Raw genomic sequence first — 23,802 nt, forward strand, 5'->3', positions numbered from 1 at the left:
GCCCTGAACGCTGCCGACGCCTGTGGCGTACTAAAGGCCGTGCGCGGCCGTCAGTTGTCGTCCTCGTCGATCAGGAACCCACGCATCGGCGAGGGCGCCTGGCCCATCGGGGACGGGCCCTGCGGCCGGACCGGAGCCATCGGCTGGGTCATGGCCGGCGTCATCTGCTGCTGGCCTCCGTAGGACGGGCCGACGGGCGACTGGGGGCCACCCATGCCCTGGTTGCCGCCACCGTAGGACGGGGCGCTCGCGCCGGCCGGAGCCATCGAGGGCGCCGGGGACGGCGGGAGGGAGGCGGCGGCCGGAGCGCGCGGCGGAGCGAGCGAGTCGTCGGCCTGGGTCTCCAGCTGACGCAGCTGCGACTCCAGGTACGACTTCAGACGCGTCCGGTACTCGCGCTCGAAGCCGCGCAGATCCTCGACCTTGCGCTCCAGCGTGGCGCGCGCGGACTCTAGGGAGCCCATGGCGACGCGGTGCTTCTCCTGCGCGTCCCGCTCCAGGGCGTCGGCCTTGGCACGGGCGTCGCGCTCCAGACCCTCGGCGCGGCTGCGGGCCTCACCGACGATCTTGTTGGCCTCCGAACGGGCCTCGGCGATCGCCTGGTCGGCGGTCTGCTGGGCCAGCGAGAGGACACGCGCGGCGCTGTCGCCGCCGGGAGCACCCTGGCCCGGCATGCCGGGACCGCCCATCGGACCGCCCATGGGGCCGCCCAGCTGCTGCATGGGCGGCTGGCCGCCCATCTGGCCCTGGCCCATCGGACCGGGACCCTGACCCATGGGACCGGGACCTTGGCCCATCGGACCCTGACCCATCGGACCTTGGCCCATAGGACCCTGACCCATCGGACCCTGGCCCATAGGACCCTGGCCCATCGGGCCGGGACCCATCTGGCCCTGGCCCATCTGTCCCTGACCCTGGCCCATCGGGCCGCCGGGGCCCATCTGGCCCTGGCCCATGGGGCCGGGACCCTGCGGGCCGCCCTGTCCGCCGGGACCGGCGGGGAGCTGCGGGGCACCGCTCGGCAGCTGGGGCGGGCCACCCATGGGGCCACCCATCTGCTGCTGCGGCGGGCCCGATATGCCGGCGGGTACCGGTGCGCCCGGACCGCGCATGCCCTGCTGCTGGTCCTGCTGCTCCGGGGGCTTGCGCATGTTCTGCTGGTTCTGCGCGGCGGCCCGGGTGGCGGCGGCCAGCTTGGCGCGCAGATCCTCGTTCTCACGGAGAAGACGGGTCAGCTCACCTTCGACCTCGTCGAGGAAGGCATCGACCTCGTCCTCGTCATAGCCTTCTCGGAGGCGGACGGTCGTGAACTGCTTGTTCCGCACGTCCTCGGGGGTCAACGGCATCTCTTCACCTCAACGTAGTCATCGGCAGTCGGCAAGACCGTATCGTCCACTCTCATCGCACGAAGCTCCCCGCGACGGAGATGAGGATGTAGACGATGATCATCAGAACGAAGAAGGACAGGTCGAGTGCCACGCCCCCGAGCCGCAACGGCGGGATGAATCGCCGCAGAAGCTTCAACGGTGGATCGGTGACAGTGTAGGTGGCCTCCAGTACGACCACCATCGCCTTGCCGGGTTGCCACGAGCGGGCGAACTGGAAGACGTAGTCCATGACCAGCCGGAAGATCAGGACGACGAGAAAGACCATCAGCGCGATGTAGATCACCTGCGCGAACACGCTCATGGCTGTGCTTCCCTCTCCCCTGCTCCGTGCGTCTTCCGGTGTGTCTTCAGCTCTGGTTGAAGAACCCGCCCTCTGCGATGCGGGCCTTGTCCTCCGCCGTGACATCGACGTTAGCAGGAGACAACAGGAAGACCTTCTGCGTCACCCGTTCGATACTGCCGTGAAGTCCAAACACCAAACCTGCGGCAAAGTCGACAAGTCGCTTCGCGTCGGTGTCGTCCATCTCGGTCAGATTCATGATCACCGGGGTGCCCTCACGGAAGTGTTCCCCGATGGTACGGGCCTCGTTGTAGGTCCGCGGGTGCAGCGTGGTGATGCGGTACGGCTCTCGTTCCGACACGACCTTGGGCATGATCACCGGCGCGTTCTTCTCCAGGGAATGACGTTCTTGTGTGATGGACGCCACGGGCGCGATGCGCGCCGGGCGCCCCGATTCCGCGGTCAGCGCCGGTGAATGGGACACCGGTTCGCGTTGCGCCGGAGGCTGCACCACTCGCACCGATTCATCCCTTTGGGACACATGTGCACTGTGCGGCTGGTGAGTCGGCTCATGCCGTCTGTGGTCCCGCTCGGGCTCCGGGTCCAGTTCGGGCTCGAAGTCGTCGTCGGGGTCGAAACCCCGGCCGTCGTACCCATCGTCCTCCACGAGGCCGAGGTAGACCGCCATCTTGCGCATCGCGCCGGCCATGCTCTGAGTCCTCCGCTCTGTGGTGGATCGGGTGACGACTGCCAAGTGCCCGCGATCCACTCGGTCGTTACGTCCGCTTTCGGCGGACATTGACCATATTTTCTACTGTGGTCCGACTTCCTGGCGACGTTACCCGAGCCTGGCGCGGACTCCGAGTACCGCGCTGCCGACGCGCACATGTGTCGCCCCGGCCGCCACGGCCTCCTCCAGGTCCGCGCTCATCCCTGCGGACACCATGGTCGCAGCAGGATGGGTCCGGCGCAGGTCGGTCGACAAATCCACGAGCCGTTCGAACGCGGCGCGTTCGCGTCCCGCGTACTCCCCGGTGAGCGGCGCGACGGTCATCAGGCCGTCCAGGCGCAGTCCGGGCGAGCCGGCGATCAGGGCGGCCAACTCCGCGATCCCGTCCGGCGCGATCCCGCCGCGCTCGCCCCGGCCGCTCGCCCCCGCGTCCAGCGCGACCTGGATGAGGCAGCCGATCTCGCTCCCGGTCCGCACGGCCTCCCTGGAAAGGGCGGTGACGAGCCGGTCCCGGTCGACGGACTGCACGACATCGGCATAACCGGCCACGGAGCGGACCTTATTGGTCTGCAACTGGCCCACGAAGTGCCATTCCAGCGGCAGATCCGCGCACTCGGCGTACTTCGGTGCCGCGTCCTGGTCCCGGTTCTCGGCGACATGACGCACCCCCAGCTCCGCCAGCAGCCGTACGTCGTCGGCCGGGTAGGTCTTGGTGACCACGATCAGGGTCACCTCGTCCCGTGCCCGTCCCGCGGCCGCGCACGCGGCGGCGATGCGTTCCTCCACCTGTGCGAGGTTCTCGGTGAGTTCGGTCCTACGGTCCGTCATACCCCATCAGTCCAGCCACACATAGCCGGCGAGCCGCCCGGTGGAGCGGTCGCGGCGGTACGAGAAGTGATCGTCCGACTCCTTTGTGCAGAACGGGGACTGCTCCCGGTCGCGCACGCCGAGCCGGTCGAGTTGCGCGTGCGCCGCGGCGCTCACGTCGACGGCCGGAGTGCCCCAGCTCGTCTCGGCGTGCGCCGCCGGTTCGGCGGCGGCCACCTCGGCGCGCATCGCCTCCGGCACCTCGTAGCACCGGCCGCACACGGCGGGGCCGGTGCGGGCGACGATCCGGCCGGGCTCGGCGCCGAGCCGGGTCATCGCGCGCACGGCGGCCGGGACGACCCCGGCCAGCACGCCGGGCCGGCCCGCGTGCGCCGCGGCGACGACGCCCGCGACGGGGTCGGCGAGCAGGACCGGTACGCAGTCGGCGGTGAGGACGGCGAGGGCCAGTCCGCGCCGGGCGGTGACGATCGCGTCGACCTCCGGCACCGGGTTCTCGCCCCACGGCTCGTCCACGACCACGACGTCCGCGCCGTGCACCTGGTTCATCCAGACCACCCGCGCCGGGTCCACACCCAGCGCCCTGGCGGTCAGTTCGCGGTTGGTCCGCACGGCGCCGGGGTCGTCACCGACCGCGCCGCCGAGGTTGAGCTGCGCATACGGAGCGGCGCTCACCCCGCCCCACCTGTCGGTGAAGGCGAAGTGCGCGCCGCTCACGGTCTCGCGCTGTCCTATCACTTCAGGAAGTCCGGCACGTCCAGCTCCTCGGCCGCGCTGTCCGCGTAGGTACGGGACGGCGGCACCGGCGGGGCCACCGGGAGCTCGGCCACCGGCTCGGGGGCCGGCTCCGGCTCCTCCTTCGGGGTGACGCTGCCCAGCGAGCCGAAGCTCGGGCGGCTCTCCGGCTGCTGCTGACGCGCCGCTGCGGGCTCCTCGCGACGCGCGGCCGGGGAGCTGGAGGAGGCCGAGCCGAGGACGTTGTCCCGGCGGGCGGGGGGCTGGCCGCCGTCGAACCCGGCCGCGATCACGGTGACCCGCACCTCGTCGCCGAGGGCGTCGTCGATGACCGCGCCGAAGATGATGTTGGCCTCGGGGTGGGCGGCCTCGCTGACCAGCTGGGCGGCCTCGTTGATCTCGAACAGGCCGAGGTCGGAGCCGCCGGAGATGGAGAGCAGGACACCCCGGGCGCCGTCGATGGACGCCTCCAGCAGCGGCGAGGAGATCGCCATCTCGGCGGCGGCCACCGCGCGGTCGTCGCCGCGGGCCGAGCCGATGCCCATGAGGGCCGAACCGGCCTCGGACATGACCGACTTGACGTCGGCGAAGTCGAGGTTGATCAGACCGGGGGTGGTGATGAGGTCGGTGATGCCCTGGACACCGGAGAGCAGGACCTGGTCGGCGGACTTGAACGCGTCCAGGACCGAGACCTGGCGGTCCGAGATGGACAGCAGCCGGTCGTTGGGAATCACGATGAGGGTGTCGACCTCTTCGCGCAGCTCGGCGATGCCGTCCTCGGCCTGGTTGGCGCGGCGCCGTCCCTCGAAGGTGAACGGGCGGGTGACCACGCCGATGGTGAGGGCGCCCAGCGAGCGGGCGATGTTGGCCACGACGGGAGCGCCGCCGGTGCCGGTGCCGCCGCCCTCTCCGGCGGTCACGAAGACCATGTCGGCCCCCTTGAGGACCTCCTCGATCTCCTCGCGGTGGTCCTCGGCGGCCTTGCGGCCGACGGCCGGGTTGGCGCCCGCGCCGAGTCCGCGGGTGAGTTCACGGCCGACGTCCAGCTTGACGTCGGCGTCGCTCATCAACAGCGCCTGGGCATCGGTGTTGATGGCGATGAACTCGACGCCCTTGAGGCCGACCTCGATCATCCGGTTGATGGCATTGACACCACCGCCGCCGACACCGATGACCTTGATGACTGCGAGGTAGTTCTGCGGTGCTGCCACGTCGAAGGCCTCTCGCCTCGAATTACGTTGTCGCGCCGGGCGTTTCCCGACCGGGACGACGGATGCCGAATTGGGACGGTCCGAACGCCGACCCGAACCCTAACGCTGAAGTTTAGGGTTACCAGTGTGTCTGTTCCCTGGAGTCTTCTGAACAGGACACTAAGTCGACAAGCGGCGCCCGTTCAACGAACACGCCGAACCTCCCGTTTTTCTTTTCACCCTATGTGATCAGCCGTAGCAGCGCCCAACCAGGGTGCTGGCCTGCGCTGATGCGCGTCAACTCCCTGCTGACGCGGGGGCGGTGGGTACGCTCACATCGAAGTGCCAGGCGCCGGGAGCTGCTTTCATGAGAGCTGTGAGGGCCCGCGCCTTGGCGCGGCCCTGCTCCCCGCTTCCCCACTCAACGGTGCGCCCGTGCCCCAACTCCAGCGTGATGCCGTCGAAGGAGCCGACGCGGACGGTCCGGGTGTCCCGGGCGACGGCGGCCGGGAGACCGCCCGCCACCCGGACCGCCTCGCGCACGAGACGTCCGGCGCCGAAGCGGCGCAGGCTGGCGGCACTCGATCCCTTCCGGGAAACGTCGAGTTCGAGCATCGGTACACCCCTGGCCGCCTTCCCCGTGGTGGCGAAGGCTACGCCTTCGTCGTCGATCTCGGTGAATCTGCCGTTCTCGCGTGCGAGCAGCACCGGGGTGCGCTCGGTGAGCTTCAGGGTGATGCCGTGCGGCCAGGACCGGGCGACCTCGACGGTGTCGACCCGGCGCAACTTCCCCCGCAGGCGCGCCTGGACGGCGTCGGTGTCGACCGAGACCAGCGGGGCGCCGACCGGCACGGCGGCGGCCGCGCGGACCTCGGCCGGGGTGAGCACCCGAGTGCCGGAGACCGAGACGTGCCGCACGCGCAGCCACTCGGAGCCGTAGAGCACCCAGACGGAACCGGCGCCCAACAGGGCCAGCGACACCGCCGATGCGATGATCACACCAAGCCGGGGGCGCCTCCATCGGCGGACGGGCGGCGGGCCGGCCGACTCCTGCTGGCGTTCACCGCGCTCGGCGGTGGTCGAACCGGCCACGCTCGCTGTCCCTTCGTCGTGCCGTGCCTAACGGCCGGCGGCGATGGCCTCGTACACCATGCCGACGAGCAGGTCGTCGGCGTCCCGGCGGCCGAACTCACCGGCGGCGCGGGACATCTCGTAGAGGCGGTGCGGGTCGGCGAGGACCGGGAGCACGTTCTGCTGCACCCACTCCGGCGTCAGTTCCGCGTCGTCCACGAGGAGTCCACCCCCGGCCTTGACCACCGGCTGGGCGTTCAGCCGCTGTTCGCCGTTGCCGATGGGCAGCGGGACGTAGGCGGCCGGGAGCCCGACGGCGGTGAGTTCGGCGACGGTCATCGCGCCCGCGCGGCAGAGCATCATGTCGGCCGCGGCGTACGCGAGGTCCATCCGGTCCAGGTAACTTACCGGGATGTACGGGGGCATACCCGGCATCTGCTGCACCTGCGGCAGTTCGTTCTTCGGGCCGACCACGTGCAGGATCTGGATGCCGGCCTGCTGGAGCCAGGGCGCGACCTGCTGGACGACCTCGTTGAGGCGCCGGGCGCCCTGGGAGCCGCCGGAGACGAGCATGGTGGGCAGGTTGGGGTCGAGCCCGAAGCGGGCACGGGCCTCGGGGCGTACGGCGGCTCGGTCCAGGGTGGCGATGGAGCGGCGCAGCGGGATGCCGATGTAGCGGGCGTCACGCAGCTTGCTGTCCGGCGTGGAGACCGCGACCCGGGCCGCGTAGCGGGAGCCGATCTTGTTGGCCAGGCCGGGGCGGGCGTTGGCCTCGTGGATCACGATGGGCACGCCCAGGCGCTTGGCGGCCAGGTAGCCGGGCAGCGCGACGTAGCCGCCGAAGCCGACGACCGCGTCCGCCTTGGTGCGCTCCAGGATCTGCTCGGCCGCCTTGATCGTGCCGCGCAGCCGCCCCGGCACGGTGATCAGCTCGGGGGTGGGCTTGCGCGGCAGCGGCACCGCCGGGATCAGCGCCAGCTCGTAGCCGCGCTCCGGGACGAGCCGGGTCTCCAGACCGCGCTCCGTGCCCAGGGCCGTGATCCCCACGGTGGGGTCCTGCCTGCGCAGGGCGTCCGCGAGGGCGAGCGCGGGCTCGATGTGGCCCGCGGTACCCCCGCCGGCGAGTACGACATGCACCGAAATTCACCGCTCTCCGGACGAGCGTGCCACCGGGGCACGCCGTCGCATCGTGTTCCATCTCCGTGGCACCCGCTCGGCACGGGAGCCTGCCGCCCGCTTCCTGCCGAAGCGGGGCTGCCGCATCGCGAGTGCCGCCCGCGCACCGGGCTCGTCACGCGCGAAGGCGATCAGCAGTCCGATGGCGAACATGGTCGGCAGCAGGGCGGACCCTCCGTAGGAGAACAGCGGGAGCGGGACGCCGGCGATCGGCAGCAGGCCGAGCACCGCACCGATGTTGATCACCGCCTGGGCGATGATCCACGTCGTCACGCCTCCCGCGGCATACCTCACGAAGGGGTCCTCCGTGCGTCCGGCCACGCGGATACCCGCATAGCCTAGAGCCGCGAACAGGGCCAGTACCGACAGCGTGCCCGCCAGACCCAGTTCCTCACCTGTGATGGCGAAGATGAAGTCCGTGTGGGCTTCGGGTAGTTGGCCCCATTTCTCCACGCTGGCGCCCAGCCCGGAACCGAAGATCCCCCCCGAGGCCAGGGCGTAGATGCCGTGTACGGCCTGCCAGCAGTCGGCGGCGCCCGCCTTGGGCTCGGTGGCGCCGATGCAGGCGAGGCGGGCCATCCGGTTGGGGCTGGTCCTGATGAGGATCACACCGATCAGCGCCGCCACCGACAGCACCCCGGCGAAGAGCCGGGTCGGGGCCCCGGCGAGCCAGAGCAGGCCGAAGAGGATCGCGGTGAGGATGATCGCCGTGCCCATGTCCCCGCCGAGCATGATCAGCCCGAGCAGCAGGAAGGCGACCGGCACCAGCGGGACCAGCATGTGCTTCCACTGGGTCAGCAGCTTCCTGTCCTGCTTGCGGGCGATCAGGTCGGCGCCCCACAGCACCAGGGCGAGCTTGCCGAACTCGCTGGGCTGGATCTGGAAGGAGCCGCCGAGCGAGATCCAGTTCCGGTTGCCGTTGACCGACATCCCTATCCCGGGCACCTGCACCAGGGCCATGGAGAACACGGCTGCGGCCAGGATCGGGTAGGCCAGCGCCCGGTGCAGCCTGACCGGCATGCGGGAGGCGGCGAACAGCAGCGCCCCGCCGATGAGCGCGGCGAGGAACTGCTTGCGGAAGAAGAACGAGCCGGGCAACGAGAGCTGCAGCGCGGTGATCTGGGACGCCGAGTAGACCATCACCAGGCCCAGGACGGTGATCAGCATGCTGCCGCCCAGGATCAGGTAGTAGGCGGTCAGCGGCCGGTCCCACGCCTTGCGCGCGCGGGTGCGCAGGTGCCGCAGGGGGTTGTCGCGCGCGGTCCTCGGGGGTGCGGGACGGGCCGCCCGCTGTACGGGCGGCCGTCCGGTACGGCTACTGGGCATCAACGCCTCCGCTGAACGTCGGCCGTCCCACGCGTCCCTCCCAATCCGCCCGGCACGGGCGGCCGGGGTCAGGCGCCGAGTTCGCGGACGGCGGCCGCGAACGCGTCGCCGCGCTGGTTGTAGTTGGTGAACATGTCCATGGAGGCGCAGGCCGGGGCCAGCAGGACCGTGTCGCCCGGCCGGGCCAGCCGCTTCGCCTCCGTCACCGCCTGGAGCATCGCCCCAGTGTCGGTCCGGTCGAGGTCCACGACGGGTACTTCCGGGGCGTGTCGCGCGAGGGCCTCGCGGATCAGTGCGCGGTCGGCGCCGATCAGTACGACTCCCCGCAGCCGCTTCGCGGAGTTGGCCACCAGCTCGTCGAACTCGGCGCCCTTGGCAAGTCCGCCCGCGATCCACACGATCGGCTCGTAGGCGGCCAACGAGGCTTCCGCCGCATGGGTGTTGGTCGCCTTGGAGTCGTCCACGTACGCCACCCCTTCCACGTCGGCGACGTGGGCGATGCGGTGGGCGTCGGGCTTGAAGGCGCGCAGTCCGTCACGCACCGCCTGCGCGGGAACCCCGAAGGAGCGCGCGAGGGCCGCCGCGGCGAGGGCGTTGGCGATGTTGTGCGGGGCGGGCGGGTCGACGTCGGAGACCTCGGCCAGCTCCTGCGCGTTCTTCTGCCGGTTCGCAACGAAGGCGCGGTCGACCAGGATGCCGTCCACGACGCCGAGTTGGGACACGGCGGGCGCCTGGAGCGTGAACCCGACCGCGCGGCAGCCCTCTTCGACGTCGGCCTCGCGCACCAGGTGCTCGGTGCGGGGGTCGGCCACGTTGTAGACGCAGGCGACCTTGTTGCCCTCGTAGACACGGCCCTTGTCGGCGGCGTAGGCGTCCATGGAGCCGTGCCAGTCGAGGTGGTCCGGGGCGAGGTTGAGGACGGCGCCCGAGTGGGCGCGCAGGGAGGGCGCCCAGTGCAGCTGGTAGCTGGACAGCTCGACGGCGAGCACGTCGTACTGCTCGTCGCCGAGAACGGCGTCCAGCAGGGAGACGCCGATGTTGCCGACCGCGGCCGTGCGCAGGCCCGCCGCCTTCAGGATGGCGGCGAGCATCCGCACGGTCGTGGTCTTGCCGTTGGTGCCGGTGACGGCGAGCCAGGGGGCCGCGTCGGGGCCGCGCAGGCGCCAGGCCAGTTCGACGTCGCCCCAGACGGGGACGCCCGCCTGCCCGGCGGCGCGGAACAGCGGCTTGTCCGGCTGCCAGCCGGGGGCGGTGACGATCAGCTCGGTGCCTTCGGGCAGGGTCGCGCCGTCGCCGAGGCGGACGGTGATGCCGAGCGCCTCCAGTTCCGCGGCCTGCTCGCGGGCGCGGGCGTCGTCGCCGTCGTTGACGGCCGTGACGATCGCCCCGCGCGCGTGCAGCGCCTTCGCGGCCGGCAGGCCGGAGATGCCGAGTCCGGCGACGGTGACGTGCTTGCCCTGGAATTCGCTGGGCCCCGAAGGCACCGAGGAGGTCACTTGTCCGCTGCCCATCCCGCGTAGAAGAGGCCCAGTCCGACGATGACGCAGATGCCCTGGATGATCCAGAAGCGGACCACGACAAGGACCTCGGACCAGCCCTTGAGTTCGAAGTGGTGCTGGAGCGGTGCCATCCGGAAGACGCGCCTGCCGGTGAGCCGGAAGGAGCCGACCTGGATGACGACCGACATGGTGATGAGGACGAACAGGCCGCCCATGATGGCCACCAGCAGCTCCGTGCGGGAGAGGATGGCCAGGCCGGTGAGGACACCGCCGAGGGCGAGCGAGCCGGTGTCGCCCATGAAGATCTTCGCCGGGGAGGTGTTCCACCACAGGAAGCCCAGGCAGGAGCCCATCAGGGCGGAGGCGATCACCGCGAGGTCCAGCGGGTCGCGCACCTCGTAGCAGGCGGCCGGGTTGGTCAGGGTCACGGCGTTGGCGCAGGACTCCTGGAACTCCCAGACGCCGATGAAGGTGTAGGCGCCGAAGACGAGCACGGAGGCGCCGGTGGCCAGGCCGTCCAGACCGTCGGTGAGGTTCACGCCGTTGGACATGGCGAGGATCATGAACAGCGCCCAGACCACGAACAGCACGGGCCCGATGGTCCACCCGAAGTCGGTGATGAACGACAGCTTGGTGGAGGCCGGCGTGTTGCCCCGGTTGTCCGGGAACTGGAGGGCGAGGACGGCGAATCCGATGCCGACTATGAGCTGGCCGGCCATCTTCGCCTTGGCCCGCAGACCGAGCGAGCGCCGCTTGACGATCTTGATGTAGTCGTCGAGGAAGCCGACGATGCCCATGCCGGCCATCAGGCCCAGCACCAGCAGGCCGGTGTAGGTCGGGGTGGCCGTGACGTCTTCCGTGGTCCAGCTCGTGAACAGCTTGGACAGGAAGTAGGCGGCCACGGTCGCCAGGATGAAGGCGATGCCGCCCATCGTCGGCGTTCCGCGCTTGCTGGCGTGCTCGCGCGGGCCGTCGTCCCGGATGTACTGGCCGTAGCCCTTGCGGGCCAGCAGCTTGATCAGCAGCGGGGTGCCGATCAGGGTCAGGAACAGACCAATGACTCCTGCGAACAGGATCTGCTTCATCATCGGGCGGCACCCTCACCCTCGGTACCGGCCTCGGCGAGCGTCTGCGCGACGCTCTCCAGCCCCACCGACCGGGACGCCTTCACCAGCACGACGTCCCCCGGACGCAACTGCTTGCGCAAAAGATCGATCGCCGCCTGTGCGTCGGACACGTGCACCGACTCCTCACCCCACGAACCCTCGTTGTATGCGCCCAGTTGCAGCCAGGAGGCTTCGATGCCACCGACCGCGACGAGCTTGCTGACGTTGAGCCGGACGGCGAGCCGTCCGACCGCGTCGTGCTCGGCGAGAGCCTCGTCCCCCAGCTCGGCCATCTTGCCGAGCACCGCCCACGTGCGGCGCCCTTTGCCCATGGCCACGAGCGCCTTGAGGGCGGCCCGCATGGACTCGGGGTTGGCGTTGTAGGCGTCATTGACGATGGTCACGCCGTCCGGGCGCTCGGTGACCTCCATGCGCCAGCGGGAGAGGGTGCCCGCGCCGGAGAGCGCGGAGGCGATCTCACTTGCGGACATGCCCAGCTCATGGGCGACGGCGGCCGCGGCGAGCGCGTTCGACACGTGGTGCTCACCGTACAGGCGCATGGTCACATCGCTTGCACCGGAGGGTGTGTGAAGCCTGAAGGAGGGCTGTCCGCTGTCCGTGAGTCGTACGTTCTCCGCCCGTACGTCCGCTTCGGCCGACTCTCCGAAAAGGACCACCTTCGCCTTGGTACGGGAGGCCATCGCGCGCACCAGCGGGTCGTCGGCGTTGAGGATCGCCGCGCCGCCCTCCGCAGCCGGCGGCAGGCTCTCCACCAACTCGCCCTTGGCCTGGGCGATCTGCTCCCGGCCGCCGAACTCGCCGATGTGGGCGCTGCCCACGTTGAGCACCAGCCCGACCTTCGGCGGGGTGAGTCCGGCCAGGTAGCGGATGTGCCCGATGCCGCGGGCGCCCATCTCCAGCACGAGGAACTTCGTCTCCTCGGTGGCGGACAGGGCGGTCAGCGGCAGCCCGATCTCGTTGTTGAGCGAGCCGGGCGTGAACACGGTGGGCGCCTTGCCGCCGAGCACCTGGGCGATGAGGTCCTTGGTGCTGGTCTTGCCGGCCGAGCCGGTCAGGGCGACGAGGGTCGCGCCGAGCCGTTCGACGACATGCCGGGCGAGGGCGCCGAGAGCCTCCTGTACGTCGTCCACGACGATCGCGGGCACGCCGACGGGCCGCGCGGCCAGTACGGCGACCGCGCCCGCCTCGACGACGCTCGCGGCGAAGTCGTGGCCGTCCACCCGCTCGCCGGCGAAGGCGACGAACAGGGTGCCGGGCACCACCTCGCGGGAGTCCCGGACGACCGGTCCGGTGACCTGGACGGACGTGTCCGGTATGTCGTGTGTCTGCCCGCCGACGACAGCTGCGATCTCGGCGAGGGAGAGGGCGATCACAAGTTCATCCCTGGGTGTTCTGGATAGCTTCGCGGAGCACCTGGCGGTCGTCGAAGGGACGGATCACACCGGCGATGTCCTGGCCCTGCTCGTGGCCCTTGCCCGCGACCAGCACGGTGTCACCGGCGGCGGCACGGCCCACGGCGGCGGCGATGGCGGCGCCCCGCTCCTCGAACAGCAGCACCTCGCCCCGCTCGTGCGCGGGGACGGAGGCGGCGCCTTCGAGCATGGTCGCCAGGATCGCGAGCGGGTCCTCGGAGCGGGGGTTGTCGGAGGTCAGTACGGCCGTGTCGGCGTACCGGGCCGCGGCCGCGCCCATCGGGCGGCGCTTGGTGCGGTCGCGGTCGCCGCCGCAGCCGAGCACCAGGTGCAGCCGGCCCTTGGTGACCTTGCGCAGCGCCTTGAGCACCGACTCGACCGCGTCGGTCTTGTGCGCGTAGTCGACGACGGCGAGGTAGGGCTGTCCGGCGTCGACGCGCTCCAGGCGGCCGGGGACGCCGGGCACGGCGGCGATGCCGTCGGCGGCGGTCTGCGGGTCGATACCGGCGGCGGCGAGGGCGGCCAGCGCGGCGAGGGTGTTGGCCACGTTGAACGGACCGGGCAGCGGCGAACGGGCGTGCACCCGCTCACCCTTCGGGCCACGCGCGGTGAACGTGGAGTCCATGGGGCCGATCTGGACGTCCTCGGCGCGCCAGTCGGCGTCCGGGTGGCCCTCGGCGGAGAAGGTGATCACCGGGACGCCGGCCTCGCCGGCGAGCCGGCGGCCGTACTCGTCGTCGGCGTTGACCACGCCGAGCCTGCTGCGCTCGGGGGTGAACAGGCTCGCCTTGGCCTGGAAGTAGTCCTCCATGCCGGAGTGGAACTCCATGTGCTCCGGGCTGAGGTTGTTGAAGACCGCGATGTCGAAGACGCAGCCGTCGACCCGGCCGAGGACCAGGGCGTGGCTGGAGACCTCCATGGCGACGGCGTCCGTGCCGCGCTCGCGCATGACGGCGAACAGGGCCTGGAGGTCGGTGGCTTCGGGGGTGGTGCGCTCGGACTTGATGCGCGTCTCGCCGATGCGGGTCTCGACGGTACCGACCAGGCCGGTGGCGCGGCCGGCCGCCTTCAGGCCGCCCTCGACCAGGTAGGCGGTGGTGGTCTTGCCGGAGGTGCCGGTGATGCCGATCTGGAGCATGTCCCGGCCGGGCCGGCCGTAGAGGGTGGCGGCCAGTTCGCCCATCTCCGCGCGCGGGTCCTCGACGACCAGGACCGGAAGTCCGGTCGCGGCGGCGCGGTCGCGGCCCGCCGGGTCGGTGAGCACGGCGACGGCGCCGAGGCCGACGGCCTCGGTGGCGAAGTCGGCGCCGTGCAGCCGGGCGCCGGGCAGGGCGGCGTACAGGTCGCCGGGGCGCACGGCCCGGGAGTCGTGGGTGATGCCGGTGACCCCGGTATCGGCGGACTCGGCGGGCGCGGCGGGCGCGGCGGTACCCAGCTGACCGGCGAGTTCCGCGAGGGGGGTGGCGGAGACCTGAACCGGTCGCGGCGGTCCCGGATTTGTCACGGAAGCGCCCTTCTGAGTGGTTTGGGACTGATCAGCGTGTGGCACGGCGGTGAGCGTACCGGGAGTACCCGCCCCGGAGCTAAAACGGGGCCCGCGGGCGGTGCGGGGGGTCCCTCGGTTCCCGTCGTCGGGGGTGATCGTGGTCACGGGCTCGTTCCTGGTGGTCGTTGCCTGGGCCGGTGGGGCGGGTCAGGGCTGGTACGAGACGGGCAGGGCGGCGGCCTTCGCTCCGGTCGGCGGGACCTGCATGGTCTTCAGCGCGAACTCCATCACCTGCTTGTAGACCGGACCGCAGATCTGGCCGCCGAAGTAGCTGCCGGAGGTGGCGTTCTGGATGGCGCAGTAGACGGTGACGCGGGGCTTGTCCGCGGGGGCGAAGCCGGCGAAGGACGAGGTGTAGCCGTGGTACCTCCCGGTGGCCGGATCGACGCGGTTGGCGGTGCCGGTCTTGCCCGCGACCCGGTAGCCGGGGATGCGGGCCTTGATACCGGTGCCCTGCTCGTCGTCGACCACGGACTCCAGCATCTGGGCGACGGTCTTCGCGGTCCTCTCGCTGACCACACGGGTCTTCGCGGGCCTGGGCGCCGGGGCGAAGCGGCCGTCGGCGCCCTTGGTGCCGCGTACCAGGGTGGGTGCGACGCGGACCCCGCCGTTGGCGATCGTGGAGTAGACGGAGGCGGCCTGCACGGCGTTGATGGAGAAGCCCTGGCCGAAGGGGATCGTGTACTGCTGCGAGGTGGACCACTTGGCGGCGGGCGCGAGGATGCCCGGTGTCTCGCCGGGGAAACCGAGCCCGGTGTAGCGGCCGATGCCGAAGTGGCGCAGGTAGGAGTAGAGGGTGTCGTTGGCCGCCCGCTGGGTCTTGCCGAGCTGGCCGGTGGCGAGGATGGTGCCGATGTTGCTGGACTTGGCCAGCACGCCGTTGAGGGTGAGGTACCAGGTGGCGTGGTCGACGTCGTCCTGGAAGAGCCGGTCGCCCCGGTGCAGCCGGTTGGGTACGACGACATGGGTGAGCGGGGTGGCCGCGTTCTCCTCCAGCACGGCCGCCATGGACATCACCTTGGCGGTGGAGCCGGGTTCGTACGCGTCCTGGAGGGCGGGGTTGCCCATGGCGGCGGAGTCGGCCGTGGACAGGTCGTTGGGGTCGAAGCCGGGCGAGTTGGCCATGGCGAGGATCTGGCCGGTGGCGGTGTCCTGGACGATGACGTAGCCCCGGTCCGCCTTCGACTTCCTCACCTGCTCGGAGATCGCGTGCTGCGCGGCCCACTGGATGTCGCGGTCGATGGTCAGCTCGACGTCGCTGCCGGGCACGGCGGGCGTCTCGGTGGAGCCCGCGGTGGGCACCTCACGGCCGCCGGACTGGGCGTAGCGGATCTTGCCGTCCTTGCCGGAGAGCTGCTTGTCCAGCTGCTGCTCGATACCGCCGCCGCCCCGGCCCTCGTTGTTGACCCAGCCCAGTATCCCGGCGGCCAGCTCCTTGTTGGGGTACACGCGCTGGCTGCTGGGGTCGGCGAAGACCCCGGCGAGCACGTTGGTGGTGCCCTTCTTGACGAAGGCGGCCTTGAGGTCCTTGATCTGCTTCCAGACCTGCGGGGTCTGCCGGGAGGCGAGCCGGGCGTAGCGGGACTGCTTGTCGGCCGGGCGGAGCTTCTTGACCAGCGCTTCCTGGTCCTGGCCGAGGATCGGCGCGAGCAGCGCGGCGGCCTGCTCGGGCCCGTCGGAGATCTTGAGCTGTTCGCCGGCGAACATCGCGGGGTCGGCGGTGATGTCGTAGGCGTCCTCGCTGACGGCGAGGGCGATGCCGTCGCGGTCGGTGATGCCGCCGCGCTCGGCGGTGAGGGTGTGGGCCACGTAGCGGTTCTGCTCCGCCTTGGCGGAGTAGGTGCTCGCGTTCACCGCCTGCACCTGGAGCAGGCGCACGGTGAAGGCGGTCAGCACCAGGGCGAGGGCGAGACCGACCAGGCGCAGCCGGGGCCGGGGGCTGCCGAGCCGCAGGGCGGGCTTGGCCGGGGGGCGGCCGCCGTAGGGGCGGCGGGCGGGGCGGGCTCCGGGACCGGGGCGGCGGGGGGCCGCGCCCCGGGGGCGGGGCGGCCTCGCGGGTCCGGGCACACGGCGGCGCGGCGCTTGCCTGTCGGACACTTCCGTCACCTGCCGGGGGTCGGGGTGGTGGGGGCGGCGCGCAGGGCGCCGCCCGGCGCGGGAGTCGTGGCGGCGGGGCCGGCCGGGGTGATGGGCGGAGCGGTCGGCGTCGCCGGGGCCGGGCTGGGGATGGCGGTCAGCGCCTCGGGGGCGCGGGGGCCGGTGCGGGCGGCGGAGCGGGGGGCGGCGCTGGGGACGCCCTTGACGCTGCCGTCGGGGCCGAGGAAGGCGGGGTCGCCGCCGGGGACCATGCCGAGTTCGCGGGCGCGGCGCTGGAGGGCGTCGGGCGCGGAGTAGGCGTCGATGTCCCTCTGGAGGGCCTGTTCCTCGTCGGTGAGGCTCTTGGTCCGGTGCTGTATGTCGTCCAGCTCGAACGACCCTTCGCTGAGCGCGGAGTTGAGCACCAGCAGGCCGAGGAGGCCGCCGCCGAGGAGCAGGACGACGAGGAGGACGAAGGGGGTGCGGGCCGCGCGGGCGCGGCCCGCGGGGATGAGCCGGGCGAGCCGGGCCGCCCTCCCCCGGGGTGCGGGCTTGCCGCTCACTGTCCCTCCCGGCGGGTCCGCGTGCCCGGCCGGTCCCGTCCGCTCACTCGGCGTCCCCCCTGATGCGCTCGACACCCCGGAACCTGGCCGGGGCGGCCCGGCGGTTCTCGGCGATCTCCTCCTCGGTGGGAAGTTCGGCACCGCGGGTGAGGAGCTTGAGCCGGGGCTGGTAGCGCTCGGGCACGACGGGCAGCCCGGGTGGGGCGGTGTTGGCGGCGCCGGCCGCGAACACCTGCTTGACCAGGCGGTCCTCCAGCGACTGGTACGACAGCACCGCGATGCGCCCGCCGACCGCGAGGGCCTTCACGGCGGCCGGTACGGCCCGCTCCAGCACGGACAGTTCGCCGTTGACCTCGATGCGCAGGGCCTGGAAGGTCCGCTTGGCCGGGTTGCCGCCGGTGCGCTTGGCGGCCTGCGGCAGGGCGTCCCGGATCAGCTCGACCAGACGGGCGCTGTCGGTGAACGGCTCCTTCTCGCGCTCGCGGACGATCGCCGAGACGATCCGCCTGGCCTGCTTCTCCTCGCCGTACGCGCGCAGGATGCGGACCAGTTCACCGGCCGGGTAGGTGTTGAGGACCTCGGCGGCGCTGATACCGGTCGTCTGGTCCATGCGCATGTCGAGCGGGGCGTCCTGCGCGTAGGCGAAGCCTCGGCCGGCCTCGTCCAGTTGCATGGAGGAGACGCCGAGGTCGAAGAGGACGCCCTGGACGCCCGGGATGCCCAGGCGGTCCAGCACCTCGGGGAGTTCGTCGTAGACGGCGTGCACGAGGGTGGCGCGGTCACCGAAGGGGGCGAGGCGTCCACCGGAGAGGCGCAGGGCCTCCTTGTCGCGGTCGAGGCCGATCAGCCGGGCCTCGGGGAAGCGGGTCAGCAGTGCCTCGCTGTGGCCGCCGAGGCCGAGGGTGCAGTCGACGACCACCGCTCCCGGCCGCTCCAGGGCGGGTGCCAGCAGGTCCAGGCACCGATGGAGCATCACCGGGACGTGTCGACTCTCGGTCAAGGGGGCCTCTCATTCCGGCGGGCGGTACGCACCGCCGGGTCCCCGCCCGCTCCGGGAAGGGGAGGCCCGCCGGCGCCGGAAGCGTCGGGCGGCCGGGAGCGGGAGGAGGCCGAGCCGCACGTACGCGCCGCGCACGCGGGGAGACGGTCCGGGCGGATGCCGGGATCTCCGGGGGTTTCACCAGCGGGAAGAGCCGCGCCTCCCGCTTCGCGTCACTTTAGTCCACCCTGTGTCGCGGTCAATCAACCGGCCTGCGCGTCGCGTACGGCTTCGCGGGCGGACACTCGATTCGCCGGGATTCACCCGTCCGGCGGAGGTCGGCGCTCCGTGTGGGTTAGCTCACAACAAGCCGCGATGTCTTTCTTTGTGGCCGTCCACAGCAGGCCGTGCCCACCGGTGACCAGTAACGTCGGGTCCATGACGACTTCCGCAGCAGTTTCCACCGGGTCCGACGGCGCCATGACGGGTGGCGGCAGTGTGACGGACCGCCTGGTCGACGCCAACGAGGCCTATGCGAACGAGTTCACCGACCCGGGCATGGACGCGCGTCCGGTGCTCCAGGTCGCCGTCGTCGCCTGCATGGACGCCCGCCTCGACCTGCACGCCGCGCTCGGCCTGGAGCTGGGCGACTGTCACACCGTCCGTAACGCGGGCGGCGTGGTCACCGACGACGTGATCCGCTCGCTGACCATCAGTCAGCGCGCGCTCGGCACCCGCAGTGTGGTCCTGATCCACCACACCGGGTGCGGCCTCGAGTCCCTCACCGAGGAGTTCCGGCACGAGCTGGAGATGGAGGTGGGCCAGCGCCCGGCGTGGGCGGTGGAGGCGTTCCGGGACGTGGACCAGGACGTGCGGCAGTCGATGCAGCGGGTGCGCACCTCGCCGTTCCTGCTGCACACCGATGACGTACGCGGTTTCGTCTTCGACGTGCGCACCGGTCTGCTGCGCGAGATCGACCCGGCCGAGGGCGGCTCCGCGAAGTCGGCCTGACACTTCGGCGGGCCGCTGTCGAGCCCTGTGGACGGGGGCGAAAGGACCGCAAGCCCGGCATCGTGGGGGCAGTTGTCCACAGGCGGTGACACGAATCCGTGACGGCGGCAAGAATGCGGGTGTGACGGCGCGCGGCCTGGTCCGCGCGGCGTCGCTGTTCCGGGGTGGGCCGGCCGCGCTCGCGTGCGCAGGCCCTGAGTGATGACGGGCCGAGGAGGGCCGGGTGACGACCTATGACGATCGGGCGAGCCAGGGGGGCGTCCCCGCTCGGGCGGAGTCGGGGGCGGGGCGTGAGCTGACCGCCACCGCGGAGCGTGTGCGCGCTTCGGTGGAGGAAGTGATCGAGGGCAAGCCCGAGGTCGTCCGGCTCGCGCTGACCGTGCTGCTCGCCGAGGGGCATCTGCTGATCGAGGATGTCCCCGGTGTGGGCAAGACGATGCTGGCCAAGGCGCTGGCGCGGTCCATCGACTGTTCGGTGCGGCGCATCCAGTTCACGCCGGACCTGCTGCCCTCGGACATCACGGGGGTGTCCATCTGGGACCAGCGGGAGGGTGACTTCGAGTTCAAGCCGGGTGCGATCTTCGCGCAGATCGTGATCGGCGACGAGATCAACCGCGCCTCGCCCAAGACCCAGTCGGCGCTGCTGGAGTCCATGGAGGAGCGGCAGGTCACCATCGACGGCCACAGCTATGAACTGCCGAACCCCTTCATGGTGGTGGCGACGCAGAACCCCGTCGAGATGGAGGGCACCTATCCGCTGCCCGAGGCGCAGCGTGACCGTTTCATGGCGCGGGTCTCCGTGGGCTATCCCAGCGTCGAGGCCGAGCTGCGGATGCTGGACGTGCACGGCGGTGCCTCACCGCTCCAGGACCTGCAGCCGGTGGCGCACGCGCACGAGATCGTGAAGCTGATCGAGACGGTGCGCGCGGTGCACGTCTCGGAGGCGGTGCGGCGGTACGCGGTGGAGCTGGTCGCCGCCACCCGCGTCCACTCCGATGTCAGACTCGGCGCCTCCCCGCGCGCGACGCTGCATCTGCTGCGCGCGGCGAAGGCGTCCGCCGCCCTGGAGGGCCGGGAGTACGCGCTGCCGGACGATCTTCAGGCGCTCGCCCCCGCCGTCCTGGCCCACCGGCTGCTGCCCACCTCGGAGGCCCAGCTGAACGGCCGGACGGCCGAGGACGTGGTGCGGGAGATCATCCAGCGCACCCCCGTGCCCACCGCCGGACGGCAGAGCGGTTACGACGGCCTGGACGTCCCGGCGGCGTATCCCCCGCGGCATCCGCGTACCAGGGGTCTGTGATGTCCGCCGGGGGGCGGGGCGGGGTGCGTGCGACGCTGTCGGGGCTCACCACCCGCGGGCGCTCCTTCCTGGCCGCCGGGATCGCGGCCGCGATCTGCGCCTATGTGCTCGGCCAGGACGATCTGCTGCGGGTGGGCCTGCTGCTGACGGTGCTGCCGCTGATCTGCGCGACCGTCCTGCACCGCACCCGGCACCGGGTGACCGCCGAACGCGGCCTGGCGCCCACGCGGGTGCCGGCGACCGGGGAGGCAAGGGTGTGGCTGCGGGTGGACAACGTCTCCCGGCTGCCCACCGGCCTGCTGATGCTCCAGGACCGGGTGCCGTACGTACTGGGGCCCCGCCCGCGTTTCGTGCTGGACCGGATCGAGCCGGGCGGTCACCGCGAGGTGTCCTACCGGGTGCGCTCGGACCTGCGCGGCAGGTACCGGCTCGGGCCGCTCCAGGTGCGGCTGAGCGACCCGTTCGGGCTGTGCGAGCTGACCCGGTCCTTCTCGGCGTACGACACGCTGACGGTGCTGCCGCGCGTGGAGCCGCTGCCGCCGGTGCGCTTCGGCGGGGAGGCCCTGGGGCACGGCGACGGGCGGCAGCGTTCGCTCGCGCTGGCCGGCGAGGACGACGTGATCCCGCGCGGCTACCGGCACGGCGACGACCTGCGCCGGGTGCACTGGCGCTCCACCGCCCGGCACGGCGAGCTGATGGTGCGCCGCGAGGAGCAGCCCCGGCGCTCGCGCTGCACGGTGCTGCTGGACACCCGCGCGGTGGCCTACGAGGGCGCGGGCCCCGGCTCGGCATTCGAGTGGGCGGTGTCGGGGGCCGCCTCGGTGGTGGCGCATCTGCTGGAGCGGGGGTTCTCGGTGCGGCTGCTGACGGATTTCGGGGTCACGGTGTCCGGCGAGGGCGGTTCGGGCCATGAGCGGGCGGCGGCGGCCGCGCTGATGATGGACACCCTCGCGGTGATCGACCACTCCGACGGCACCGACCTGGCAGGCGCGTACGACGTGCTGCGCGAGGGGCACGACGGGCTGCTGGTCGCCTTCCTCGGGGATCTCGACGGCCCGCAGGCGGCCTCGGTGGCGCGGATGCGGCGCCGGGGCGGCGCGGTCGCCTTCGTGCTGGACCCGGACGGCTGGACGGGCAAGCCGGCGGGGGTGCCGGAGCCGGACGGCCCGCTGCCCCAGCGGCTGCGGGTGCTGCGGGAGGCCGGCTGGACGGCGCTGGGCGTGCCGCAGGGGGCCTCGCTGGAGGAGCTGTGGCGGCAGGCGGACCGGGAGCGGTCGGGTCAGGCCGCGCTGAGCGGGAAGGCACGGGGATGAGCGGGCGGGCACGACTGGCGCTGTGCGCGGCGGCGGCCACACTGATGGCGGCCTGCGCGCTGCTGCCGCTGGTCGACGGGCCCGTCTGGCTCATGCTGTCGGCGCTGCTGGTGGCCACGCAGACGGGGGTGGGCATCGCGGCCCGCCGGATTCCGCTGTCCCGGTCGCTGACGCTGCTGACGCAAGTGCTGGTGACGCTGGTGCTGCTGACGCTGGTCTTCGCGCGGGGCGAGGCACTGGGCGGGCTGCTGCCGGGTCCGGACGCGTTCCTGCGGTTCGGGGCGCTGCTGGGGCAGGGCGCGGACGACGTGAATCAGTTCGCGATCCCGGCGCCGCTCACGGACGGCATCAAGATGCTGCTGGTCGGCGGGGTGCTGCTGGTGCATCTGCTGGTGGACACCCTCGCGGTGACCTTCCGGCGGGCGGCTCCGGCGGGGCTGCCGCTGCTGGCGCTGTACTCGGTGGCGGCGGGGCTGTCGCACGGGGGCGCGGACTGGCTGTGGTTCCTGGTGGCGGCGGGCGGTTATCTGATGCTGCTGCTGGCGGAGGGCCGGGAGCGGCTCGCGCAGTGGGGCCGGGTGTTCGGCGGCACCTCGCGCTCGGGTGCCCCGGTGGGCGCGGTGACGGCACCGGCGCGCACCGGCCGCCGGATCGGCGCGGTGGCGCTGGGCGTGGCCCTGGCGGTGCCGCTGGCCCTGCCGACGCTGCACGGCGGCCTGCTGGGCGGGGCGGGGCCGGGCGGCGGCGCGGGCAACGGCCGGGGCGGCACGATCTCGGCGGTGAACCCGCTGGTGTCGCTGCGGGACAGTCTGAACGTGGACGACGACCGCGAGGTGCTCTCCCTGCGGCCCAGCTCCGGCGAGGTGCCGGACATGTATGTGCGGATAGTTTCTCTGGACGACTTCGACGGCACCGACTGGAAGCCTTCCCAGCGGAAGATCGCGGCGGTGCCGGGGAGCTTCCCGGCCCCGGCGGGCCTGGGTGACGACGTGAAACGGTCCACGCTGCGCACGGTGATCACGGCCGCGGACTGGTACGCGCAGGACTGGCTGCCGATGCCGTATCCGCCGAGCGGGGTGAGGATCGACGGCAACTGGCGTTACGAGCCGGTCGGGATGACGCTGGTCGGCGACCGGGGTCAGACCACGCGGGGCCAGACGTACCAGGTGACCAGCCTGGATCTGCGGCCGACCGCGAAGCAGCTGGCCGACGCCCCGAAGCCGCCGGCCGCGCTGGAGCGGGAGTACACCCGGGTGCCGGCCCGGCTGCCGGACGTGGTGGCGCGGACGGCCGAGCAGGTCACCTCCGGTGCGCGCGACCACTACGAGGAGGCGGTGCGGCTCCAGGACTGGTTCGCGGTGGACGGCGGCTTCCGGTACGACACCCAGGTGCAGGTGGGCCGAGGTCCGAACGCCATCGCCAACTTCCTCCGGCGCAAGGAGGGGTTCTGTGTGCACTTCTCCTTCGCCATGGCGGCGATGGCCCGCACGCTGGGGATTCCGGCCAGGGTGGCGGTCGGCTTCGCGCCGGGGACCCCGCAGGGGGACGGTTCGGTGTCGGTGACCCTCAGGGACGCGCACGCCTGGCCGGAGCTGTACTTCGAGGGCGTGGGCTGGACCCGTTTCGAGCCGACGCCCACGCGGGGCACCACCCCGGACTACACCCAGCCGGACGCGCCGAGCAGCGCGCGCCCGGACCGGGATCTGCCCTCGCGCGGGGCGCCCAGGGAGCCTTCGGCGGCGGCGACGCGCGGGGAGAACTGCGCGACACCGGCCTCGTCGGGCGCGTGTGCCGAGCCGTCGGCCGCCGTGGCGGCGCCGGGCGGGGGCGGGGGCCCGTCGGGCGGGCTGTGGGCGGCGCTGATCGTGCTGGGCGCGTCGGCGCTGGTGGTGCTCCCGCTCTCGCCGATGCTGTGGCGGACCAGGGTGCGCGCGCGCCGGCTGGACGGAGGGTCACCGGACCCGGCGGAGCGGGCGCCGGCGGCGTGGCGGGAGCTGGCCGACAGCGCGTGGGACTTCGGGGTGATACCGGACGGCTCGCTGACGCCGCGCGGTTCGGCGGCCCGGATCGTGCGGCTGGGCCGGCTGGACGGGGAGGCCGAGGCGGCGGTGCACCGGGTGGCGACCGCGCTGGAGCAGGTGCTGTACGCGCCCCGGCCCCGGCAGGCCCCGGATCTCGCGGGGGACGTGCGCCGGGTGATCGCCGGCCTGGCGGCCCCGGCCGGCCGGGCCACGCGGCTGCGGGCCCTGTTCGCG

The 23,802-nt window shown here is 72.2% G+C and carries 20 protein-coding genes; 4 read left to right on the forward strand and 16 right to left on the reverse strand.

What is annotated here, in order from left to right:
* Nucleotides 1-50: 50 nt before the first annotated feature.
* The 16 genes from ACFWN1_RS19140 to rsmH all read right to left on the reverse strand — a co-directional run bounded on the left by ACFWN1_RS19140 (nucleotide 51) and on the right by rsmH (nucleotide 17,944).
* On the reverse strand, nucleotides 51-1,346 hold the full coding sequence (locus tag ACFWN1_RS19140; RefSeq protein ID WP_384363340.1) for a DivIVA domain-containing protein: 1,296 nt from the start codon (nucleotides 1,344-1,346) through the stop codon (nucleotides 51-53).
* Nucleotides 1,347-1,398: 52 nt separating this feature from the next.
* On the reverse strand, nucleotides 1,399-1,689 hold the full coding sequence (locus ACFWN1_RS19145; RefSeq protein ID WP_030347861.1) for a YggT family protein: 291 nt from the start codon (nucleotides 1,687-1,689) through the stop codon (nucleotides 1,399-1,401).
* Nucleotides 1,690-1,735: 46 nt separating this feature from the next.
* The gene (gene sepF, locus ACFWN1_RS19150) at nucleotides 1,736-2,377 is read right to left on the reverse strand and encodes a cell division protein SepF (RefSeq protein WP_384363342.1); all 642 of its coding nucleotides are present in this window, start codon (nucleotides 2,375-2,377) and stop codon (nucleotides 1,736-1,738) included.
* 129 nt (nucleotides 2,378-2,506) lie between these two features.
* Entirely contained in the window at nucleotides 2,507-3,226 is a 720-nt protein-coding gene (locus ACFWN1_RS19155) for a YggS family pyridoxal phosphate-dependent enzyme (RefSeq protein WP_384363344.1), read from the reverse strand.
* A 6-nt stretch (nucleotides 3,227-3,232) separates the two neighbouring features.
* Nucleotides 3,233-3,961: a peptidoglycan editing factor PgeF gene (gene pgeF, locus ACFWN1_RS19160; protein ID WP_384363346.1), complete on the reverse strand. Its 729-nt coding sequence runs from the start codon at nucleotides 3,959-3,961 to the stop codon at nucleotides 3,233-3,235.
* Nucleotides 3,958-5,169, reverse strand: a complete 1,212-nt coding sequence (ftsZ, locus tag ACFWN1_RS19165; protein WP_384363348.1) for a cell division protein FtsZ — start codon at nucleotides 5,167-5,169, stop codon at nucleotides 3,958-3,960. The genes pgeF and ftsZ overlap by 4 nt, the downstream gene beginning before the upstream one ends.
* A gap of 276 nt (nucleotides 5,170-5,445) precedes the next feature.
* The gene (locus ACFWN1_RS19170) at nucleotides 5,446-6,240 is read right to left on the reverse strand and encodes a cell division protein FtsQ/DivIB (protein ID WP_384363350.1); all 795 of its coding nucleotides are present in this window, start codon (nucleotides 6,238-6,240) and stop codon (nucleotides 5,446-5,448) included.
* A gap of 27 nt (nucleotides 6,241-6,267) precedes the next feature.
* Nucleotides 6,268-7,356: an undecaprenyldiphospho-muramoylpentapeptide beta-N-acetylglucosaminyltransferase gene (gene murG / locus ACFWN1_RS19175; protein ID WP_384363352.1), complete on the reverse strand. Its 1,089-nt coding sequence runs from the start codon at nucleotides 7,354-7,356 to the stop codon at nucleotides 6,268-6,270.
* A gap of 6 nt (nucleotides 7,357-7,362) precedes the next feature.
* A complete protein-coding gene (gene ftsW / locus ACFWN1_RS19180) occupies nucleotides 7,363-8,721 on the reverse strand; it encodes a putative lipid II flippase FtsW (protein ID WP_384363354.1) in 1,359 nt (452 codons plus the stop codon).
* 68 nt (nucleotides 8,722-8,789) lie between these two features.
* On the reverse strand, nucleotides 8,790-10,232 hold the full coding sequence (gene murD / locus ACFWN1_RS19185; protein ID WP_384363356.1) for a UDP-N-acetylmuramoyl-L-alanine--D-glutamate ligase: 1,443 nt from the start codon (nucleotides 10,230-10,232) through the stop codon (nucleotides 8,790-8,792).
* A complete protein-coding gene (gene mraY / locus ACFWN1_RS19190; RefSeq protein ID WP_384363376.1) occupies nucleotides 10,214-11,305 on the reverse strand; it encodes a phospho-N-acetylmuramoyl-pentapeptide-transferase in 1,092 nt (363 codons plus the stop codon). The genes murD and mraY overlap by 19 nt, the downstream gene beginning before the upstream one ends.
* Complete coding sequence (gene murF, locus ACFWN1_RS19195) at nucleotides 11,305-12,720, reverse strand: UDP-N-acetylmuramoyl-tripeptide--D-alanyl-D-alanine ligase (protein ID WP_384363358.1); 1,416 nt, start codon at nucleotides 12,718-12,720, stop codon at nucleotides 11,305-11,307. The genes mraY and murF overlap by 1 nt, the downstream gene beginning before the upstream one ends.
* A gap of 4 nt (nucleotides 12,721-12,724) precedes the next feature.
* Nucleotides 12,725-14,410, reverse strand: a complete 1,686-nt coding sequence (locus tag ACFWN1_RS19200; protein ID WP_384363360.1) for a UDP-N-acetylmuramoyl-L-alanyl-D-glutamate--2,6-diaminopimelate ligase — start codon at nucleotides 14,408-14,410, stop codon at nucleotides 12,725-12,727.
* Between the two features lie 42 nt (nucleotides 14,411-14,452).
* A complete protein-coding gene (locus ACFWN1_RS19205) occupies nucleotides 14,453-16,402 on the reverse strand; it encodes a peptidoglycan D,D-transpeptidase FtsI family protein (protein ID WP_384363362.1) in 1,950 nt (649 codons plus the stop codon).
* Nucleotides 16,403-16,407: 5 nt separating this feature from the next.
* A complete protein-coding gene (locus tag ACFWN1_RS19210) occupies nucleotides 16,408-16,944 on the reverse strand; it encodes a septum formation initiator family protein (RefSeq protein WP_384363364.1) in 537 nt (178 codons plus the stop codon).
* Between the two features lie 43 nt (nucleotides 16,945-16,987).
* Nucleotides 16,988-17,944, reverse strand: coding sequence for a 16S rRNA (cytosine(1402)-N(4))-methyltransferase RsmH (gene rsmH, locus ACFWN1_RS19215; protein ID WP_384363366.1), 957 nt, complete (start codon nucleotides 17,942-17,944; stop codon nucleotides 16,988-16,990).
* A gap of 417 nt (nucleotides 17,945-18,361) precedes the next feature.
* Between rsmH and ACFWN1_RS19220 the strand changes: the two genes are divergently transcribed.
* The 4 genes from ACFWN1_RS19220 to ACFWN1_RS19235 all read left to right on the forward strand — a co-directional run.
* On the forward strand, nucleotides 18,362-18,934 hold the full coding sequence (locus ACFWN1_RS19220) for a beta-class carbonic anhydrase (RefSeq protein ID WP_384363368.1): 573 nt from the start codon (nucleotides 18,362-18,364) through the stop codon (nucleotides 18,932-18,934).
* Between the two features lie 223 nt (nucleotides 18,935-19,157).
* Nucleotides 19,158-20,234 carry an AAA family ATPase gene (locus ACFWN1_RS19225; protein WP_384363370.1) on the forward strand — a complete coding sequence of 359 codons (1,077 nt, stop codon included), beginning with the start codon at nucleotides 19,158-19,160 and terminating at the stop codon, nucleotides 20,232-20,234.
* Nucleotides 20,234-21,547: a DUF58 domain-containing protein gene (locus ACFWN1_RS19230; RefSeq protein ID WP_384363372.1), complete on the forward strand. Its 1,314-nt coding sequence runs from the start codon at nucleotides 20,234-20,236 to the stop codon at nucleotides 21,545-21,547. Before ACFWN1_RS19225 ends, ACFWN1_RS19230 begins: the two co-directional genes overlap by 1 nt.
* Nucleotides 21,544-23,802, forward strand: a 2,259-nt coding sequence (locus tag ACFWN1_RS19235) for a transglutaminaseTgpA domain-containing protein (protein ID WP_384363374.1), incomplete at its 3' end; no start/stop codon positions are given. The genes ACFWN1_RS19230 and ACFWN1_RS19235, both read left to right, overlap by 4 nt.

The sequence above is a fragment of the Streptomyces sp. NPDC058459 genome (genome assembly GCF_042721685.1).
Lineage (GTDB): Bacteria > Actinomycetota > Actinomycetes > Streptomycetales > Streptomycetaceae > Streptomyces.

Excerpts from the sequence above, each read along its gene's own strand:
- ACFWN1_RS19145 (WP_030347861.1), bottom strand. The coding sequence starts at position 1,689 with ATGAGCGTGTTCGCGCAGGTGATCTACATCGCGCTGATGGTCTTTCTC.
- ACFWN1_RS19140 (WP_384363340.1), bottom strand. The coding sequence starts at position 1,346 with ATGCCGTTGACCCCCGAGGACGTGCGGAACAAGCAGTTCACGACCGTC.
- ACFWN1_RS19220 (WP_384363368.1), top strand. The coding sequence starts at position 18,362 with ATGACGACTTCCGCAGCAGTTTCCACCGGGTCCGACGGCGCCATGACG.
- ACFWN1_RS19155 (WP_384363344.1), bottom strand. The coding sequence starts at position 3,226 with ATGACGGACCGTAGGACCGAACTCACCGAGAACCTCGCACAGGTGGAG.
- murD (WP_384363356.1), bottom strand. The coding sequence starts at position 10,232 with ATGGGCAGCGGACAAGTGACCTCCTCGGTGCCTTCGGGGCCCAGCGAA.
- mraY (WP_384363376.1), bottom strand. The coding sequence starts at position 11,305 with ATGAAGCAGATCCTGTTCGCAGGAGTCATTGGTCTGTTCCTGACCCTG.
- sepF (WP_384363342.1), bottom strand. The coding sequence starts at position 2,377 with ATGGCCGGCGCGATGCGCAAGATGGCGGTCTACCTCGGCCTCGTGGAG.
- ACFWN1_RS19230 (WP_384363372.1), top strand. The coding sequence starts at position 20,234 with ATGTCCGCCGGGGGGCGGGGCGGGGTGCGTGCGACGCTGTCGGGGCTC.
- ftsW (WP_384363354.1), bottom strand. The coding sequence starts at position 8,721 with ATGCCCAGTAGCCGTACCGGACGGCCGCCCGTACAGCGGGCGGCCCGT.